The 18781-nt window shown below is 24.7% G+C and carries 20 protein-coding genes; 8 read left to right on the top strand and 12 right to left on the bottom strand.

What is annotated here, in order from left to right; translation table 11 throughout:
* Window positions 1-7 precede the first annotated feature (7 nt).
* From CRU93_RS01105 to CRU93_RS01080, 6 genes are all read right to left on the bottom strand, one after another.
* A complete protein-coding gene (locus tag CRU93_RS01105; protein ID WP_129102336.1) occupies window positions 8-667 on the bottom strand; it encodes a TrkA family potassium uptake protein in 660 nt (219 codons plus the stop codon).
* Complete coding sequence (locus CRU93_RS01100) at window positions 664-1989, bottom strand: TrkH family potassium uptake protein (RefSeq protein WP_129102335.1); 1326 nt, start codon at window positions 1987-1989, stop codon at window positions 664-666. Before CRU93_RS01100 ends, CRU93_RS01105 begins: the two co-directional genes overlap by 4 nt.
* Window positions 1989-2681, bottom strand: a complete 693-nt coding sequence (locus CRU93_RS01095) for a response regulator (RefSeq protein ID WP_129102334.1) — start codon at window positions 2679-2681, stop codon at window positions 1989-1991. The genes CRU93_RS01100 and CRU93_RS01095 overlap by 1 nt, the downstream gene beginning before the upstream one ends.
* Complete coding sequence (locus CRU93_RS01090) at window positions 2681-3706, bottom strand: DUF4118 domain-containing protein (RefSeq protein ID WP_129102333.1); 1026 nt, start codon at window positions 3704-3706, stop codon at window positions 2681-2683. The genes CRU93_RS01095 and CRU93_RS01090 overlap by 1 nt, the downstream gene beginning before the upstream one ends.
* A gap of 188 nt (window positions 3707-3894) precedes the next feature.
* Window positions 3895-4647, bottom strand: coding sequence for an acyl-CoA dehydratase activase (locus CRU93_RS01085; protein WP_129102332.1), 753 nt, complete (start codon window positions 4645-4647; stop codon window positions 3895-3897).
* Window positions 4648-5976 (bottom strand): double-cubane-cluster-containing anaerobic reductase, encoded by a 1329-nt coding sequence (locus CRU93_RS01080; RefSeq protein WP_129102331.1) that lies wholly within the window; start codon window positions 5974-5976, stop codon window positions 4648-4650.
* Between the two features lie 235 nt (window positions 5977-6211).
* Here CRU93_RS01080 and CRU93_RS01075 point away from each other — a divergent pair, with 235 nt between their 5' ends.
* The 3 genes from CRU93_RS01075 (at window position 6212) to CRU93_RS01065 (ending at window position 9243) form a co-directional block, all read left to right on the top strand.
* Complete coding sequence (locus CRU93_RS01075; RefSeq protein ID WP_129102330.1) at window positions 6212-7012, top strand: AraC family transcriptional regulator; 801 nt, start codon at window positions 6212-6214, stop codon at window positions 7010-7012.
* Window positions 7013-7051: 39 nt separating this feature from the next.
* Window positions 7052-7948 (top strand): DMT family transporter, encoded by an 897-nt coding sequence (locus tag CRU93_RS01070; protein WP_129102329.1) that lies wholly within the window; start codon window positions 7052-7054, stop codon window positions 7946-7948.
* Between the two features lie 65 nt (window positions 7949-8013).
* Window positions 8014-9243 carry a DUF711 family protein gene (locus CRU93_RS01065; protein WP_129102328.1) on the top strand — a complete coding sequence of 410 codons (1230 nt, stop codon included), beginning with the start codon at window positions 8014-8016 and terminating at the stop codon, window positions 9241-9243.
* A 14-nt stretch (window positions 9244-9257) separates the two neighbouring features.
* Here CRU93_RS01065 and CRU93_RS01060 read toward each other — a convergent pair whose 3' ends face one another.
* Window positions 9258-9656 carry a hypothetical protein gene (locus CRU93_RS01060; RefSeq protein WP_129102327.1) on the bottom strand — a complete coding sequence of 133 codons (399 nt, stop codon included), beginning with the start codon at window positions 9654-9656 and terminating at the stop codon, window positions 9258-9260.
* 121 nt (window positions 9657-9777) lie between these two features.
* On the opposite strand from CRU93_RS01060, the gene CRU93_RS01055 reads away from it, so the two are divergent.
* Complete coding sequence (locus CRU93_RS01055) at window positions 9778-10416, top strand: thioredoxin domain-containing protein (protein WP_129102326.1); 639 nt, start codon at window positions 9778-9780, stop codon at window positions 10414-10416.
* Between the two features lie 8 nt (window positions 10417-10424).
* Here CRU93_RS01055 and CRU93_RS01050 read toward each other — a convergent pair whose 3' ends face one another.
* Entirely contained in the window at window positions 10425-11087 is a 663-nt protein-coding gene (locus CRU93_RS01050) for a small multi-drug export protein (RefSeq protein WP_129102325.1), read from the bottom strand.
* Between the two features lie 107 nt (window positions 11088-11194).
* Here CRU93_RS01050 and CRU93_RS01045 point away from each other — a divergent pair, with 107 nt between their 5' ends.
* The 3 genes from CRU93_RS01045 (at window position 11195) to CRU93_RS01035 (ending at window position 15208) form a co-directional block, all read left to right on the top strand.
* Complete coding sequence (locus CRU93_RS01045) at window positions 11195-11611, top strand: DUF3010 family protein (RefSeq protein ID WP_129102324.1); 417 nt, start codon at window positions 11195-11197, stop codon at window positions 11609-11611.
* Between the two features lie 81 nt (window positions 11612-11692).
* Window positions 11693-13285 carry a cation:proton antiporter gene (locus tag CRU93_RS01040; RefSeq protein ID WP_129102323.1) on the top strand — a complete coding sequence of 531 codons (1593 nt, stop codon included), beginning with the start codon at window positions 11693-11695 and terminating at the stop codon, window positions 13283-13285.
* Window positions 13286-13357: 72 nt separating this feature from the next.
* Complete coding sequence (locus tag CRU93_RS01035; protein WP_129102322.1) at window positions 13358-15208, top strand: GGDEF domain-containing protein; 1851 nt, start codon at window positions 13358-13360, stop codon at window positions 15206-15208.
* 41 nt (window positions 15209-15249) lie between these two features.
* Here the strand turns inward: CRU93_RS01035 and CRU93_RS01030 are convergent, their stop codons facing one another.
* The 3 genes from CRU93_RS01030 to CRU93_RS01020 form a co-directional block, all read right to left on the bottom strand.
* On the bottom strand, window positions 15250-15813 hold the full coding sequence (locus CRU93_RS01030) for a DJ-1/PfpI family protein (protein ID WP_129102321.1): 564 nt from the start codon (window positions 15811-15813) through the stop codon (window positions 15250-15252).
* Between the two features lie 53 nt (window positions 15814-15866).
* Window positions 15867-16088, bottom strand: a complete 222-nt coding sequence (locus CRU93_RS01025; RefSeq protein ID WP_129102320.1) for a hypothetical protein — start codon at window positions 16086-16088, stop codon at window positions 15867-15869.
* A 67-nt stretch (window positions 16089-16155) separates the two neighbouring features.
* On the bottom strand, window positions 16156-17127 hold the full coding sequence (locus CRU93_RS01020) for an endonuclease/exonuclease/phosphatase family protein (RefSeq protein ID WP_129102319.1): 972 nt from the start codon (window positions 17125-17127) through the stop codon (window positions 16156-16158).
* 54 nt (window positions 17128-17181) lie between these two features.
* On the opposite strand from CRU93_RS01020, the gene CRU93_RS01015 reads away from it, so the two are divergent.
* Window positions 17182-17556 (top strand): S24 family peptidase, encoded by a 375-nt coding sequence (locus CRU93_RS01015; protein WP_129102318.1) that lies wholly within the window; start codon window positions 17182-17184, stop codon window positions 17554-17556.
* On the opposite strand, the gene CRU93_RS01010 is transcribed toward CRU93_RS01015, so the two are convergent.
* Window positions 17557-18747 (bottom strand): EAL domain-containing protein, encoded by a 1191-nt coding sequence (locus tag CRU93_RS01010; RefSeq protein ID WP_129102317.1) that lies wholly within the window; start codon window positions 18745-18747, stop codon window positions 17557-17559.
* Window positions 18748-18781: the final 34 nt, after the last annotated feature.

Here is an 18781-nt window from a genome sequence, read left to right as displayed (position 1 = left end):
ATCTTTTTTAGCTTTCACTACAGATTTTCTTGTATAAATCTTGCATAAATTCTGCTTTTCCTAAAAATACAAGAATATCATTTTCTTTTACAGTATGATTTAAATCTGGAACAATTACCCATTCTCCTTCAGTTTTATAAGAAACAATTCTTATTTCATTATAATATTCTTGAATTTCTCCTATTGTATGAGAAATCACTTTTTTATTTGCTAAAAATTTTACCATTTTAACTGAATTACTTAAATCAATTTCATCAACTGTGATATTTTGAACAAGCTTTTTTACAAGTAGTCTTCCTGCTAGTTTTTCTGGGTATATGACTTTAAAAGCACCAATTTTTGATAAAATCTCTCCATGAATTGAAGTTATTGCTTTAGCAATAATATTTTTATTGTTCAAATCTTTCAGTGCCATAACTGTTAGAATACTTGATTCTATATTTTCACCTATACTTACGATTACAGTACTTAAATTATATATTCCAACTTCTTCTAAAGCTTGCTTACTTGTACTATCAATAACAAATGCATTGTCAACATATTCACTTATTTCTTGAATCTTATTTTCATCATTATCAACTGCAATAACTGTATGATTTAATCTTGATAAAGATTTTGCTACATAAAATCCAAATTTACCAAGTCCAATAATAGCAACTGTTTTCATATAATTATCCTTCCTGTAGGGTATTTAAAATGTTTTGCTTTTGCTTTTCCTATTAATGCTATACCAAAGGCAAATACACCTAATCTTCCTGCTAACATTAAAATTATTATTATAAATTTTCCAAATGTATCAAATTGTTGTGAAAAACTTAATATTCCTCCATTACCTGTAGAAACTCCAACTGTTCCAAAAGCTGATACAACTTCAAATAGAGTTTTCAATAAAGGTAGTTTTTGAGTTTCAATTAAAATAAGAGCTGCCATAAGTACAAAGAATGAAGAACACATAATAATAGCAAGTGCTTTGTTTATCAATTTTTGATCTATTGTTCTTTTAAAAATATTTGGTTGTTGATTACTCTCTTTTAATATATATATTACTGTGATAATTAGTACTGCTACAGTTGTTATTTTCATTCCTCCAGCTGTACTTCCTTGTCCTCCTCCTATCATCATAAAAAGACAAGAGAAAAATAGTGATGAATCTTTCAATGCACCAATATCAATACTATTAAAACCACTTGTTCTAAAGTTAATTGAGAGAAAAAATGAGTTTAATATTTTTTGATAAATGGACATATTCCCAAAAGTATTTTTATTATTCCACTCAGTTGATAAAAATAGAACCATTCCAAATATTATTAAAATTATAGTTCCATATATCATAATTCTTGTATGAATAGAAAATCTTTTTGATACTTTTCTATTTTCATATATTTCAATCAAAACAAAATAACCAAGACCACCACAAATAACAAGAAGTGATATAATTGTTAATACTAAAGCATTATTTTGAAAACTCATCATACTATCAGGAAATAAAGAAAAACCTGCATTATTAAAAGCACTTACACTATGAAAAATGCCATACCAAATTGAGTCTAACAAAGGATATTTTTCATAAAAACCAATTGATAATAAGATTGCTCCAATTAATTCGATAACCAAAACAATTAAAATAATTTTTTTTACAAATGAACTTACGTGTAAATCTGGTAAATCAAGAGATTCCTTCATTGCTCTTTTTTCGTTTATTGTAAGCTTATTTCTAATAAAAATATAGAAAATAATCACCAATGTCATATACCCAATACCACCACATTGAATTAAAAGTAGTATAATTATTTCACCAAATAATGTAAAATTATCAGCAGTACTTGTTACAATAAGTCCTGTTACACAAGTTGCACTAGCTGATGTAAAAAGGGCATCTATAAATGATAATTCTGCTTTATGACATATTGGAAGACTTAAAATTATAGCTCCAAATGTAATAATAATTAAATATCCATAAAAGATATTCCTAACATATTTATACCCCATTAATCCTCTTTGTTACAATAAAACCGATAACCAACACCAGAGATTGTTTTTATGTATTTAGGTCTTGTACTCTCTTCTTCAATTTTTTTTCTTAATGTATTCACATAAGTTCTTAGGTATTGCATTTCATTTTGATACCCTGTACCCCAAACTTCATTTAAAATTTGTTTATGAGTTAATGTTTTATTTGCATTTAAAATGAAATATTTTAGTAAGTCATATTCAATTGGAGTTAATTTTAAATTTTCTTCTTTAAAAATAACATCTCTAGTTGAAATATTTAACTTTAAATCATTGCAAACATGAATTTCATTGTTGTCATCAGCAGAAATATTTCTTCTTATATTCGCTCTTATTCTTGCAAGAAGTTCTTTTACAGAAAAAGGCTTAGTAATATAATCATCTGCTCCTGCATCTAGAGTAGAAATTATCTCTTTTTCATCATCTCTTGCAGTTAATACAATAATTGGAACTTTTGAAATCTCTCTTATTTGTTTTATAAAGTCTTTACCATCGCCATCAGGTAAACCTAAGTCTACAATTAGAAGATTTGGATTATGACTTAAAAACATAATCATCGCATTTTTTTTACTTTCACTAGTAATATAATTGAAATCATACTCTTTAAAAGTTACTTCTAAAAGCTTTCTTACTGATGTGTCATCTTCTATTATATGTATTAATTCTTTCATTATAACTTCGCTTTTTTCTTAACTGGTAAATCAACTTCAATTAATATACCATTATTTTTATGAGATGCTTTTATATCTCCACCATGTAATTTTACAATATTTTTGCATATTGCTAAACCTATGCCACTACCTGAAATATCATTTGTATCTTCTAATCTATAAAATTTATCAAATATATTTTTTAATTTCTTTTTATTTATAAATTCACTTTTATTAAATACAGTAATTTTTATATATTCATTAAAGTTTTCAATTTGTAAATCAATTTTTGAACCTGATTTAGAGTATTTGAATGCATTATCTAATAGGTTTGTTATAAGTTGTGTTAAAAGTGTATTGTCACCCCAATATAATCCTAACTCATCAAGTTCAATATTTAAGTAATCCTCATTTTGCTTCTGTGAAAAATTTTCAATTGAAACACCAACAATATCTTCAAAATCACACCATTCGTATTTTAATTTAATTTGTCCTGATAATCTTGTGCTATCAAGTAAATTTGTTATTAATCTTTTCATTCTCAATGAAGCATAATTGATGTCTTCTAATAAATCTCTTTGTTTTACTTGGTCTATATCATCATTTGACAAAATTAAATTTGTAGTTCCGTGAATTGTAGCAAGAGGAGTTCTTAGATCATGTGAAATTATATTTAAAAGACTCTCTCTTAATTGATTTTGTTTTTTTTGACTATCAAGTTTTTTAGCTTGATAAGTAATAATTCCTCCTACAATACCAAAAATTATAAAAGTTATTAAATATAGTTCTTCATGTACATTAAAACTATATAGTGGTGGAATATATAAAAAATTAATACAAATAACACTTATAAGTGTTATAAAAAAAGTTGCTTTAATTTTTCCACGAATAGCTACATATATAACAGGAATAATATGCATTAGTGCGATATTTATTATATCTAAGTGTTCTCTAAATAGATGACTAACTACAGTTATAATCAGCAATATTACAATTGCTTGAACAAAATAGTTAAATTTTGTATATTTACTTAAAAAATTTTTCATATTACTTTATGCTTTTATTAATTTTATTAACATAATAAATGTCAATATAAATAAAATAGCTAACATTATATAATTAGATATTGACATGTTATTCCTTCTATCTTTTACAAGATTATAATCTAATAAAATTGAAGGAGTAATCAAAATAAACACCAAAATATAAAAATTTTATTAAAATTTTTATATTCTTAAATTATTTCGTATCCACTATAGGCTGCACCAATGGCACCTATTAATTGTGGATGTTTTGCTGGAATTACTTCTTTTTCTAGTTTTAATGATAAAAGATGTACTAAAAAGGGGTTTAATGCTCCACCACCTGTAAATATTATTTTATCACTTTTAGATGCAAATTTTCTTGCCATTGATGCAAGTCTTGATGCAATTGAATCATGTACAGCATAACATATATTTGCAGCACTCTCTTTCTTTGCAATTAAGGAAATGACTTCAGATTCAGCAAATACTGCACACATACTTGATATTGATAGTTCTTTTGTTGCTTTAAATCCTATTTGCGAAAAATCATCAAATTCTAATCCCATTCTATTTGATGCAATTTCTAAAAATCTACCAGTTCCAGCAGCACATTTATCATTCATCTTAAAATCAGTAAAACCACCAGACAAATCAAGTTTTATAACTTTACTATCTTGTCCACCCAAATCAATAACCATATCTGCATTTTTTAAAAAGCTATAGGCACCTTTTGCATGGGCTTTTATTTCACTTATTACTGGACAAGAGTAAACTTCTTCTATCATATGTCTTCCATATCCAGTTGAGACAAGCATTTTTATTTTTTTGTCTTGTAGATACTCTTTTACAATTTCATCTTGATTTACAATTGTTGGAATAACTTTTATATCGATAATATTTTTATTTTCATCAAGTCCACATATTTTTGTATATGTGGACCCTACATCAATTCCCCAAAACATCTATTTTTCTTGAAGTTTTTGAAAATTCTTTGCTTTATTTTTAAAACTAATACTTTCTAAAAATGCCTCAACTCTTGTTTTAATTTGACCTGCATCTTCAGGTGAATAATCAGATTCAATAACTAAACAAGGAATTCCTTCATTTTCTAAAGCTTGAGTTACTAAGTGTGCTTCAACATTATATGTATGACAAAAAGATAAAGTATAATATATAACACCATCTAATTTTCTATCTTTGTACATTTGAAGAACTTTATCAATTCTTGGAGCATTTGGTGTAAAACATGCACAATCAACTGCACTATATTTATCTAGTAATTTTTGCATTAATGTATCTTCATCTTGAACATCATCTAAATCTACATTATCTTTATAATATCTGTGTCCTATACAAGACTCTTCATTTACAATTGCTCCTCCACTTGTCTCAACTGCTGTGTGAAGTTTCCAGTTTGGTGGCGCAAAAGGAGTTCCTAAAACCATAAGTCTTGGTGTATATTTTTCAAATACACTTACTTTTTCTTGAACTCTTTTTTCTAATTCATCACATAATTCATTTACTTTTTGAGTATATCTTACTGGATCATCTAAAAATCCCATTTGAGTGATAAATAATCCATCTTTACCACTAATTGGTATAATATCTGGATTCATACTTCTTAATCTATCTAATCTTTGTAATGCTTTTCTTTTTTCATTTACAATTTTTACTCCCTCTTTCATTTTTTCTAATGAAAGCTTTTCTTCAGTAATCTCTTCTAAATGTTCTTTAAATTCAAATAACTCTTCTTTCCAAAGTTTTAAATCTTTTTCTCTTTTCATATGAGGAATATTCATAACTTTTACAGGATGGTGTTTCCCTAATATTTCCCATGTTTTTTTCTTAGCTTCACATGTAGTTTCACCATAAATAAAATCAGATGATTGAGTATAAGCACATGTTTTTTGAAGTTTAAATCCATGAGCTGATTTTATTAAAGGACAGATATTTCTAGGTAGTTCAGTCTCAGCATCTGCAATTGTTGCTGGACTTCCTCCACATAGTCCAAAACATGCTCCTCCAGCTCCTACAATCAATTCTTCTGGAACAAAGATACAAAAAGCACCAATTGCTGGTTTTTTATTCTCTCTTAATTTATTTATTTCTGCAATTCTTTGACCTTGCATTTCACTCATAAACCAATCAAAATATTTCATAGCTTCAGGTCTATTTTTTTGACTCATAAATTGATTTTTATATGATTCAAATCCCATTTCCATCATTTTTGCGTGTCTTGGTACGTCTACGCCTATTTTTTCAAGTAGATCTTTATGTTCATGTACACCCATTTTATTACCTTTTTGTTGCTGCGTAAAATTAGAATTACATGTATAAAAAAGCTTTATTTTTTTATAAATGAGTTGCTTTTACATGCATGTCTAATCCATAGACCTAATATACAGCTTAGCTTATAATTATAATATAAAATAATTAATTAAGGTTTAAATAATATAAGAAAAATATATATATCACATTAGCAATTTTATTCTATTTTTATTTTTTAATTTTAGTTATAATTAATAAATGAAACTACAGACACTAAATAATATACGATTTGAAAACATAACAAAAACGGATAATGATTTTTCTAAACATTTTCATAATACTTTTACAGTGGGTGTGACTCATGATGGTATGTTTAAATCTATAAATCAAAATAATATTTCTCTTTCTTATAAAAACTCAACAAGAATAATAAATCCAGGGGAAGTGCATAGTGGAAGCTCAGACTCTTGGAAATATACAAATTTTTATCCAACAATAGAATTAATGAGTGAAATTTATGAACAAATGTTTTTTGAAAAAAAATTGCCAGAGTTCTCTTCACATATTATACAAGATGATTATTTGTATTATTTATTATCAAAATTCTTTATTAGTATATATTCAAATATTAATAGAATGGAGATTGAAACTAATTTAATAGATGCATTATCTTATTTAGTAAAAAAATATACAACTAAAACAAAAAAATGTGAGCCAATCTTTAATGATATTAAAATTATTAGAAATAGTATAGATTTTATAATAGATAATATAGATACAAATATCACTTTAGATGAACTGTCTTTAAATGTAAATTTAAGTAAATATCATTTTTTAAGAGTTTTTAAAAATAGTATTGGTTTGACTCCTCATCAATTTATTCTTTCTCAAAGGTTAGAAAAAGCAAAAGAGTTTATTGCAAAAGGTATAAGTTTAAATGAAACTGCTTTAAATGTTGGTTTTAGTGATCAATCTCATTTTATAAGAAACTTTAAAAAAGTATATGGATACGTTCCTAGTAAATTAAGAAATAGTAGCAATTATATTCTATACAAATAACTTTTTAATGGATAAACTTCCGATAAAAAAAGGGTTATTATGTTAAAAACAAATAAAAATATATTTTATATATTATTATTTTTATCTATGTTTGCTTGGGGTGCTTCTTGGGTAAATGTAAAAGTTTTAAGCGAATATATAAATGAGTTTCAAACAATGTTTTTGAGATTTTTTATTACTGCACTTACAATGATTCCTATAATTATCATCTTAAAAAAGAGTTTTAAAATTGATTTCAAGACTTTTTGTTTAGTTGTTATTACATCTATTGCATTAATACTTTATATGAAATATTTCTTCTTAGGTACTAAATATGGAACAGCAAGTTTAGCAGGAGCTTTTGTTACTACACTTGTTCCAATAAATACATTTTTAATTTTAGCACTTTTAGGAAAAAGAAAAATTGAAAGAAAAGATACAATCGCATTAATTATTGGTGCATTTGGAGTTATGATTATGCTTCGTATTTACACTTTTGATGCATCTTCCATATTTACTTTACATAATTTATATTTTATTCTTGCTTCCATTTTTTGGCCAATTGTTACAATATTGAGTTCAAAATCAACAAAGATATCGCCAGTAGTTTTTACTTTTTATTTATATGTAGTAACTTCTATTTTGAATTTGATATTTTTTGTAGATATTACAAACTTGCCTTTTAATGAATTTGACTTGAAATTTTGGATTAATATTTTTACTCTTACAATTTTTGCTTCAACCTTTGCAAATACAATTTATTTTTTAGGTATTGAAAAACTTGGAGCAAGAGAAGTAAGTTCATTTATATTTTTTGTTCCAATGTCTGCAATTATACTAAGTGCAGTTTTTTTAAAAGAGAGTATAAATTTTTCAATTGTAATAGGAACTATTTTAACTTTAATATCAATATCAATTTTAAATAATATTAAAGTAAGAAAAAGAAAAAATAGATGATTAAGCAATATTTGGATTGTAAAAAAAAAAGAACTTTGATAATATTTGCGTATTAAAGGATACATATGATTTATAAAAATAAAAAACTTTGTAAAGTAAGAACAATTACAACTTTTTTATCTTTAAGTAAAGATAAAACTTTATGGGAAGAAGAGATTAAAAAAGCATGTAACTTTTGTATAGATTTAAGTAAAAAATTTAATAAAATAGATTATGAAGTACAATCTATTAGAATTGTTACAAATGCTTTTGGAGAGTACCTTGATACTACAAATTTTGAAAATACAAAAAAAGAATTTGAATTAATTTCTTCTTATTTAACTAAATATTCAACTAAAAGTTTGAGAATGAGATTTGCAATTGGTGAAGCAAAAACAAAAGAAGAAATAGAAATGTTGCCTAAACTTATTAGCCAGTTTGGTGATTTATCAAATGCATGTGTAAATATTAAAAAAGATGATTTTGATATTTTGGATAATGAGACAATTTTACAATGTGCTAATACAGTTAAAAAAATAAGTGAGATAACACCAAGAGGTGAGGGTAATTTTAACTTTACAGTAAATTTTAATTGTAAACCTTTTATTCCTTATTTTCCAGCTTCTTTTCATGATAGTAATTTAGAAAACTCTTATGTTGTAGGACTTGAAACACCTGATTTACTTGTTGAAGTTTTAAAAGATTTTAATTCAAAAAATAAAAATGTAAATCATCAAAAATTATTTAAAGATTATTATGATGTTTTATCAAATGCATTGCAGTACCATGTAGATAATATAAATGAAGTAATAAATAACTATTCAAATAAAGATTTTAAATTTGTAGGAATTGATAGCTCAGTAGCACCTTCTAAAAACTGCTCTTCAATGGTAAGTGTTTATAACGAGCTTGGTGTTGAGTTTTTTGGTGCAGCAGGAAGTGTAGAAGCATCTTCATTATTAACAAAAGTATTTAAAAGTGTAAAAAATGTTCCATTAGTGGGATTTTCAGGACTTATGTTAGCAGTAATTGAAGATTTAGGTTTATCAAAAGGAACAATAAATAAAGATTTTGATGTAAGAACGCTTCTTACAAATAGTGCAGTTTGTGGAATTGGACTTGATACTGTTCCTATTGAAGGTGATACATCAATAGAAAAAATATCTTCAATTATGAGAGATACTGGAACTATGGCCTTTAGATTAAACAAGCCTTTAACTGTTAGACTTTTCCCTTATCCAAACTTAAATGAAGGTGATATCACAGCTTATGAGAGTGATGATTTATGTAATAGTGCTGTTTTAAAAGTAAAGTAAATAAAGAATAAATCTCAATTTACTTCTAAGTAAAATTTATGTTCAGTGTTATTTTGACATTGAATATATTCTGTATTACTTTTTTTAACAATCTTTAACTGCCCACCACAAGTAGGGCAGTCACCTTTTAATTTTGTAAGATATAAATCTCCTGCATTTGAACATTCAATACTATAATTACCAAAATATACAATTCTATTTTGATAAAGCCTAAGAGATATAATAAATAAAATTGCTGGAATTATTCCTATAATTAATGGAGTTAAAGTTTTGATTTCAATATATAAACTTATAAAATATATCAATCCAACAGATAAAATAAGTAAAACTCTTGTTAATTTTAATTGTTTGCCCCAGACTTTAATAGGTTTTTCTATTTCTCTTTTTAGTATGACTTTTTTATTTTTTTTCATTTATGCTCTTTATTTTATTTTTGTAATGATACAAAATTAGTTTTTAACTATTGATTATTCTACACACAAGCTACACATGAAAAAAAGTAAAATATATAATAAATAAACATTTGGAGTGAATATGAAGAATAAAAAGATAGTGTTAGGTTCTATTTTAACTTTGTTAATTGCTTTTATTGCAGTAACTTACTATTATCAAAACAAAAAATCTGAAGAATATAGTGCTTTATTAGCTAAAAAACAACAATATTTACAAAGAGATTATTCTATTGTAGAAGGAAATAAAGATGCAAAAGTTCAATTAGTAGAGTTTTTTGATCCTGCTTGTGGTACTTGTGCACAGTTTTATCCACATGTAAAACAAATAATGAAAAAAAATGAAGGAGATATAAAGCTTGTATTAAGATATACTCCTTTTCATCAAAATTCTGATTTTGCAGTTAGAGTTTTAGAATCAGCTAGAAAACAAGGTAAATTTTTTGATGTCTTAGAATTTATGTTTTCAACTCAAAGATATTGGATTGATCATCATGTTGTGAACCCTAAAAAATTAATTTCAATTTTACCTAAATCAGGTGTAGATATGAGTAAACTAGCAGAGCATATAAATGATGAAGAAATAACAAAAAGAATAAAACAAGACTTAGCAGATGCAAAACAATTAAATGTAACAAAAACACCAGAGTATTTTGTAAATGGAAAACCTTTAGAAAAATTTGGTTTACAAGAATTAAAAGATTTAATTAACTCTGAATTATAAAAGGAATTTTAATTCCTTTTATGAAATAGTTTTTTTATTTTATTTATTAATAAAATTATTACAAAAAATAGTAATAATCCCCACATGATTCTTATATCAATTTGTACAATAAAATTAATTATTTCATTTAAAAACATCCCCCAAAGTATAATTGCTAAACAAGTTGCAATGAAAACAATAAACATTGTTGTATAGTGTTTTAATCCAATTAAGTATCCAATTATTGCACCTACAATTGGTCCTGTCATCCAAAAAGGAATAAAAACAAAAATAAAAAGTCCAATTTTCCCATATTTCTCAAATTTTGCTTGATTTTGTTTTTTCTTTTGCTTGATTTTTGAAAAAAAATCATCAAGTAGTTTGATTTTCAATATACCTTTAAAACTAAAAACAAATAAAGGATATAAAAGAGTGACAAGAATTAATTCTGTTATTATATTAGTAGTAATTACAATAAAATGAGATAAATTATATGTATAACCTAAGGATAAAGATGGAACTCTTCCAAGAAAGATATTAGAAAAAACCAATGAAGTGATTTTATTTGCTAATTTTGCATCAAATGTATAAGTCAATAAAATTGTAGAAATTAGTATAAAAATTAGTAATAAACATAGTATTAAAATAGAACCTACTTGCTCTTTAAATAGTAGTTTTATTATATTTTTCATCTCTTACCTTTAACAAACGATTTTAACATAGAAAAATAAAATATTTCATTTTGTAATAAAAGTTTAATATGTGATTTTTTTTATATATAATAACAAAAAGGAGAAATATGATAGTTTGTGGTATCGAATTAAAATCAAATTATGCAGTATTGAGTGTTTTAAAAAATAGTTTAATAGATGATATTGTAGATTATATTGATTTAAAAATAAAAAAAATTACATTAGAAGATGATGAAAAACAAAATAATATTAAGAATTTTTATAAACAAATAGAAGAGTTTTTATCTTTTAATAATATTGAAAAAGTAATTATCAAAAAAAGAGCAAAAAAAGGTAATTTTTCAGGTGGTGCAGTTACTTTTAAAATGGAGAGTTTAATTCAATTAAACACTATTTGTGAAGTTGAACTTATCTCTGCACAAGCACTTGGCTCTTTTGAAAAGAAAAATGATATTCTTTATCCTAAAACATTAAAAAAGTATCAAGAACAAAGTTATATTTGTGCATTAACACAGTTTAATTAAATTATGATTATTTTTTATTATTTATTTTATTAATAATAATGTATTAATTTAGTATAATATTATTTAATTAAAAGAGGAAAAATGCAAAATATTCTATTTACACTATTTTTAACAATTGCAATATCAACTGTACTTAATATTATTTTAAAAAGATTTGGAATTTCTCATATTATTGGATATATAGCTACTGGTACTATTATTAGTTATATTTTTAATTTTAATGGAATTGATATTCATTCTTTAGAACTTATTGCAGAATTTGGTATTGTTTTTCTTATGTTTACTATTGGCTTGGAGATGAGCTTTGAACGTATAAGGAAGATGAAAGAGATACTACTACTTAATGGGTTTTTACAAGTTAGTTTAAGTTCTATCATTATATTTTTATTTTCACATTATGTTTTAAATCTTGGTGTAACTGCATCAATTATTATTTCACTTGCTTTTTCACTTTCATCAACTGCAATTGTATTAAGTTATTTAAAGCAATCAAAAGATATTTATACGCCATTTGGTGAAAAATCGACTGCAATATTGATTTTTCAAGATTTGGCAGTTATTCCTATATTATTACTAATATCATTTTTAGCAAATGATACTTTATCTATAAGTGAAGTTATTACGAATACTTTGTTTTCAGCTATTATTGTGATTGCTTTTTTATTTACAATTGGAAAAAAATTGATGAATTGGTTGCTTAAATTTGCTTCTAATACTCATGTTGAAGAGCTATTTTTAGGTTCTATTTTTTCTATTGTGATGGGAGCTTCTATTTTAGCTCATGAAATGGGATTTACATATTCTCTTGGGGCATTTATTGCAGGGATGATAATCTCTGAAACAAGTTTTAGAATAAAAATTGAATCTGATATTGCAACATATAAAGATTTTTTATTGGGCGCATTCTTTTTTAGTGTTGGGACAAAAATAGATATATTCTATTTTTTCAGTTATATTCATTATATATTTGCAATATTTTTAGCAGTACTTCTTATTAAAGCCTTTGTTGTTTATTTCATTATTAGAAGAAAGTCAAATAAAAGTACAGCTGCAAAAACAGCAATTTCTCTTTGTCAAGTTGGTGAATTTTCATTTGCTATTTTTGCTCTTGCAACAAATGATGGTTTATTATCAAAACAGTTATCAAGTTTTTTAATATTAGTAACAGTTTTATCCATGATTTTAACACCTTTTCTTATTAGTAATGTATATAAAATTGCTTCATATTTTGAAGTTGAATTTTTTGAATCAGATAAAATTACCCCAATTGAAGAAAAAAATCATATAGTAATTTGTGGTTTTACAACATTAGGTAGAATTATTGCAAGAAGATTAAGTGAAGAGAATAAATCATTTGTAATAATTTCAGATGATTTAAGACATGTCCTTTTAGCAAGAAAACAAGGGTATAAAGCCTATTTTGGGCATTTAGATAAAAAGCCAGTATTGGAGTCATTAAAAGTTGATGAGTCATCAAGTATAATAATTACTTTATCAAATATAAAAAGAAAAAGATTAATATGTGAAGCAATTTTAGCTTTTTATAAAGATGCAAATATTGTACTAAAAATCAACTCTTCTAGTGAAAGAAAAGATTTAAAAGATTTAAATATTAGAAAGTTTGTACATGCTCATCATGAAGTGGCAAATTTATTAATAAATAAGGCTACATAATTTTTATTTTTATCTTTTATAAATCTTTTTAATGTATAATAAAATAACTATATTTAAGGAATTTTTTGTTAAATGCGTAAAAAATCAACTCTGCTATTTATAATTATTGGATTTCTTTTAATTATTGCTATTACATCTTTATGTTTATATAATTTAAGAAATGCAAATTTAAAATCATCTATAAAAAATGCGCAAGTAATAGCAAATGTAGTAGAAACAGGACTTCTGTCACATATGATAAATGGGAATACTAATCAAGTTAATACATTTATAGATTCAGCTGCAAGAATTAAAAATATAGAAGAGTTATGGGTAGTAAGAAGTGATTTAGTAAAAAAACAATATGGAAATAGTAATTTAAGAACACCAAAAGATGATTTGGATGAAGAGGTCTTAAAAACTGGAAAGTTAAATTATTCTTTAGATGAACACTTTACAAAAACATTAATGAGAGTTACAGTACCTTTTAATGCAACTTCAGAAAAAGGTATGGATTGCACAAGTTGCCACCATGTAAACCATGGAGATACTTTAGGTGCAGTATCTATGAAAATGGATATTAGTGAGTATAAAAATAATGGACTAGAAATAATATATTTAATTCCTATGATTCTTATTTTTACTATATTTATAATGATTCTAATTTCAAGAAAAGAGAATGATTACTACCTTGATATTTTACAACAATTAAGTTCAAGTATTAGACAAGCTGTTAATGGAAAGTTTAGAAGAATACATAATAGTAATGAATATGAAAATGATAAAATAACAGATTTAATTAATGATTATAATAAAATGATAACAACATTTAAAGATACATCATATGATATTGAAAGAAAACTTCAAGGTTTTATTGGACAAACTGCAAATAGTTCAAATATCAATCCTTTAGAAAAATCAAAAGATATAATTAAAAACTTATCAAACTTATATCAATTTAAAAAAGAAATTGAGTTAGATAATACAAAAGATGAAATTTATCAAAGATTATCAGAAGTATTTATAAATCAATATCAAATAAGTAATTTTACATTTTTAGAAATAGATACTTTAAAAAATAAAATACAAATAGTTAAGGAAGTTGGAGAAGAAGATCTATATTGCAAAGATAACATTATAAATGATCCAGAGTTATGTAGATGTGCAAGAACAAGAAATGATGTAATTTCTGTAGATTTTCATCATAGTTGTCCTTATTTTAAAGAAAAAAATAAATTTCATTATTGTATTGATGTAGAAATAAGTAAAAATATTTGTTTAATTATAAATTTTATTTGTACTTCTAGAAGAGAGTTAGATAACTTAAAAGATAAAATTTCATTTATAAAAAGTTATATAAATGAAGCTGCACCTTCTGTTGAAGTTAAATTATTAATGGAAGCCCTTCAAGAATCAGCTTTTGAAGATGGCTTAACAGGACTTTATAATAGAAAATTCTTAGATGAGCATAGCAAAAAACTTATTCCACAAGTAAAAAGAGAAGATATAAGTGTTGGTGTACTTCTTCTAGATATGGATCATTTTAAAGCAGTAAATGATGAGTATGGACATGATATTGGGGATAAGGTATTAAAAGAGTTAGCTAGAATATTAAATGAAACAGTAAGAGAATCTGATTTAATAGTAAGATATGGTGGAGAAGAGTTTATAGTATTGTTAATTGGTGTTAATAGTGAACAAGATGCAATGAATGTAGCAAATAAAATTAGACAAAGAGTAAGAGAAAATGAAATTGATGTCTATGCAGGAAATAAACTTAAAAAGACAGTAAGTATAGGTTTATCTATGTTCCCTGAAGATTCTAACAATTTAGATAGCGTAATAAAAAATGCAGATATCGCACTTTATGAAGCAAAAAATGGTGGTAGAGACCAAGTAGTTAGATTTCAAGAAAATCAAGTTTCAAGTGTAGATCTTTTTTAGTATAGTTACAAGTATATAACTTGTAACTAACTATATTTGGATTATATTAGTAATTTATTAAATTCAGCTAACCATTTTGGGTGAGCTGGCCAAGCTGCAGCTGTAACTAGATTTCCATCTACTAAGGCATCTTCAAAACCTATATCTTCCCATGTTCCTCCATTTATAATTACATCAGGAGCACAAGCAGGATAACAAGAACAAGTTCTATCTTTTATTATGCCTGCAGCAACTAATACTTGTATACCATGACATATAGATGCTATTGGTTTATTTTTTGTATTAAAATCTCTTACAATTTCTAATACTCTTTCATTTAATCTTATATATTCAGGAGCTCTTCCTCCTGGTACAACAAGTGCATCATATGTACTTTCATCAATTTTATCAAAAGTTTCATTTAGTGTAAATTTATGACCTGGTTTTTCTGTATAAGTTTGGTCACCTTCAAAATCATGAATGGCAGTTTTTATCTGTTCACCAGCTTTTTTATTAGGACAAACTACATCTACTTGATGACCTAACATTGTTAGAGCCTGAAAAGGTACCATAAGTTCATAATCTTCTACAAAATCACCTGCTATAACTAATAATCTTTTTGACATTTTTTATCTCCTTTTATAAGTTGAAAAATATCTATTATCCCAATGATAACACCTTATTTTATTACACGAGCTTCTCTTATGAATTTATCCATTCCATAATCATCTGTAACAATAAATATAATTTCATTGTTACTAATTACTGCTTTTGCTTTACCTATTGCGGTTCTTATTTCAGCATTGTAGTAATCTCTATGTTCATATTGAATTGTATATATCTCATCTTCTTTAATATCAATATTTTTCAATTCTTCTTGTGTATGTGGTATAAAATCCATAATACTCCTTTACTGGTAAAAGAATATTATGATGAAATAAAGATTATATATGTCTTATGTAAAGAAGTTAGTTTAATAAGATTGTTGAAACAATCTGCGCATGATCTGATTGTAATAAAGATCCATCTTTATTATCTTTTAAATGAGTGTTAAATTGCTCAAATTTAGTTACTTTTATGTCTTTTGAAACAAAAATATAATCTAATATATTTCCAATAGTTTTATAAAAAGAAGTAGGTTCTCTTTTGCTTTTAGTTTCAGCTTTTTCATAACTATCATACATAATAAAATCTTCTTTTAAATTGTATTGATTTACTTTTTTGAAAGAGTTAATATTTAAGCAAGCTTTATTTGTAAGTACATCAATACAAAGACTATTTTGTCTATCATTTAAATCTCCAATTAAGATAATATTTTTATTCTTTTTTATAGTTTTTAATACATCAAAGCAAATATGATAAGCTTCCATTAATCTTTGTTCTAAAGCTTGTGAATTTCCTCTATTAAGTGAAGGAATGATTTTATTTAGTTTTTCTTCAATTGTATTATTTTCATTAAATTTATATTCATATTCATTTAATCTATTTGATTTTAGATGAAAAACATATGTAATAATCTTTTTATTTTTTACTTTTATTGTTGCTTTTATTGGTAATCTTGAAAATTCAAAATTATCTTTTTCAAATAGATTTAATATTTCATTGTTTATAGTTAATGTATCAATATTTACTATTGGATATTTTGATGCTAAAGCAACAGTTGTTGAGATATATACATTTTTATTTTGATCTGAAACTTTTGCAGTATCAACACAATAAAAATATTCATACCCTAATTGTTTAGTTAATTCTTTTAATGCATCTTGTGAAAATACCTCTTGAAATCCAACTACATCACAATTCATCAGTTTTAATTGCTCTTTTATCCATGAGGTTTTTTTTATCCACTCTTCTTGTGAAAACTTGTCTTTTTTTATATACCAACTATAAGGAGGTTCTACAAATTGAAAAAGGTTAAATGTTCCTACTTTTATATTCATATTTTATTTTACAATATTAATTTTTAAGTAATAGTTTTTTGGTATACTTTTTTTATGAATGAAAATATAATTACACTTGAATATGTAGATGTTTTTGATAATGATAAACAAAAAAACATTAGTTTTTCAAAAGATTTAGTAAACCACAATTGTATTAAATCACTTTTTGCATTGCTTGTTGATGGAGAATCAATGCAACCATTAATAAAAGATAAATCAGTAGTTATTGCAGATTTGTCAAAAAAACAACTAGAAGATGATTCTATTTATATAATTTATTTCGAAAATAAAATGTGGATAAAAAAAGCTAAATTTTCAAATGATGAATTTAATTTTATTTCTATAAATGATAATTTTAAGCATCTTGTATATAAACAAAAAGATGTTCATGTTGTAGCTAAAGTAGTTTTGACTTTTACGAAACTTTAGTTAATCAGCTAATATATCAAAGCAGATAATAAAACTTTGTGAATTTATCAAGATTACTTTTGCATATGTTCTACACATATTTCCAGAAGCTTTTGAAATGTATTTTTGACTTAAAAACTCTTTTGATTTAGACTCTTTAGTTATGTAAAAATACTCTTTTAAACTATGGTCTTCATTATGTTTTGATGCTTTATATAAGCTACTTGATATAGAGTTTTTTGTTATTGTATCATTTACTTGATTTCCTGTATTAAAATCAATTATATAAATAGCTTCAATAAGTTCATAAGAACCTATAATTGAACGTGCTCTTTCAAGATAAAAATTTTCTTCATAAGATATTAATGTAAGAATATTTTTTGTTAAATCTTTCATCTTCTTAAAAAGCTTTTTCTTTGTTTTTATATGACATTGCACAGCTTTTTTATACTCTAAACCTATATTTGAAATTTTTTTATTTATATTTGTAATTTGGTTTTCTTCTATATTCTCAAGAGCTTTTTCAAAATAAAATCCTTGGAAAATATCTATATGTTTTTTCATACAAGAAAGAATTTCTTCTTTTCTTTCCACACCTTCTGCTAAAGTTAGTGCTCCAATTTTATTTGAGATATCTACGATTGATTTAAGTACAGAAGAATTCACATAGTTATTATCAATGTTATCAATTAGACTTCTATCTATTTTTACGATATCTGGATTTACTATTGCTAATCTATCAAAACTTGAGTATCCTGTCCCAAAGTCATCAATTGCAATTACATATCCTAAATTTCTATGAATTAGACAAAACTCTTTTAATAAATTACTGTCTTTTATTGTGTCTTCTTTTATCTCTAATACAATATTATTTGGATTTATTCCTAATTCATTTACTTGTTTTATAAAATCAAAGTCAATATTATTTTTTATATTATTTTCAATTACAGAAGATTCAAAATTTAGAAATAGAAGTATATTATTATCTTCTTCATAATATTTATGAAACTTTTTTATTGCTTTTTGTCTTACATAATTATCTAAATCATCTAACTTTCTATTTATTTTTGCTTCGTTAAAAAGTTTAAAAGGTGAAATATAATTATTATCATTATCAAAGGCTCTAGTTAAGGCTTCAAATGCAAATATTTTTTTCTCTTTTATTGATATTATAGGCTGAAAATAAACCTCAATTTTTATATCTAAAAACATTAATCTCCTAATAAAATTATAAATATTATAACAA

Source organism: Arcobacter sp. CECT 8985 (assembly GCF_004116495.1).
Taxonomy (GTDB): domain Bacteria; phylum Campylobacterota; class Campylobacteria; order Campylobacterales; family Arcobacteraceae; genus Malaciobacter.
This window is presented reverse-complemented; position numbering and strand designations above follow the sequence as displayed.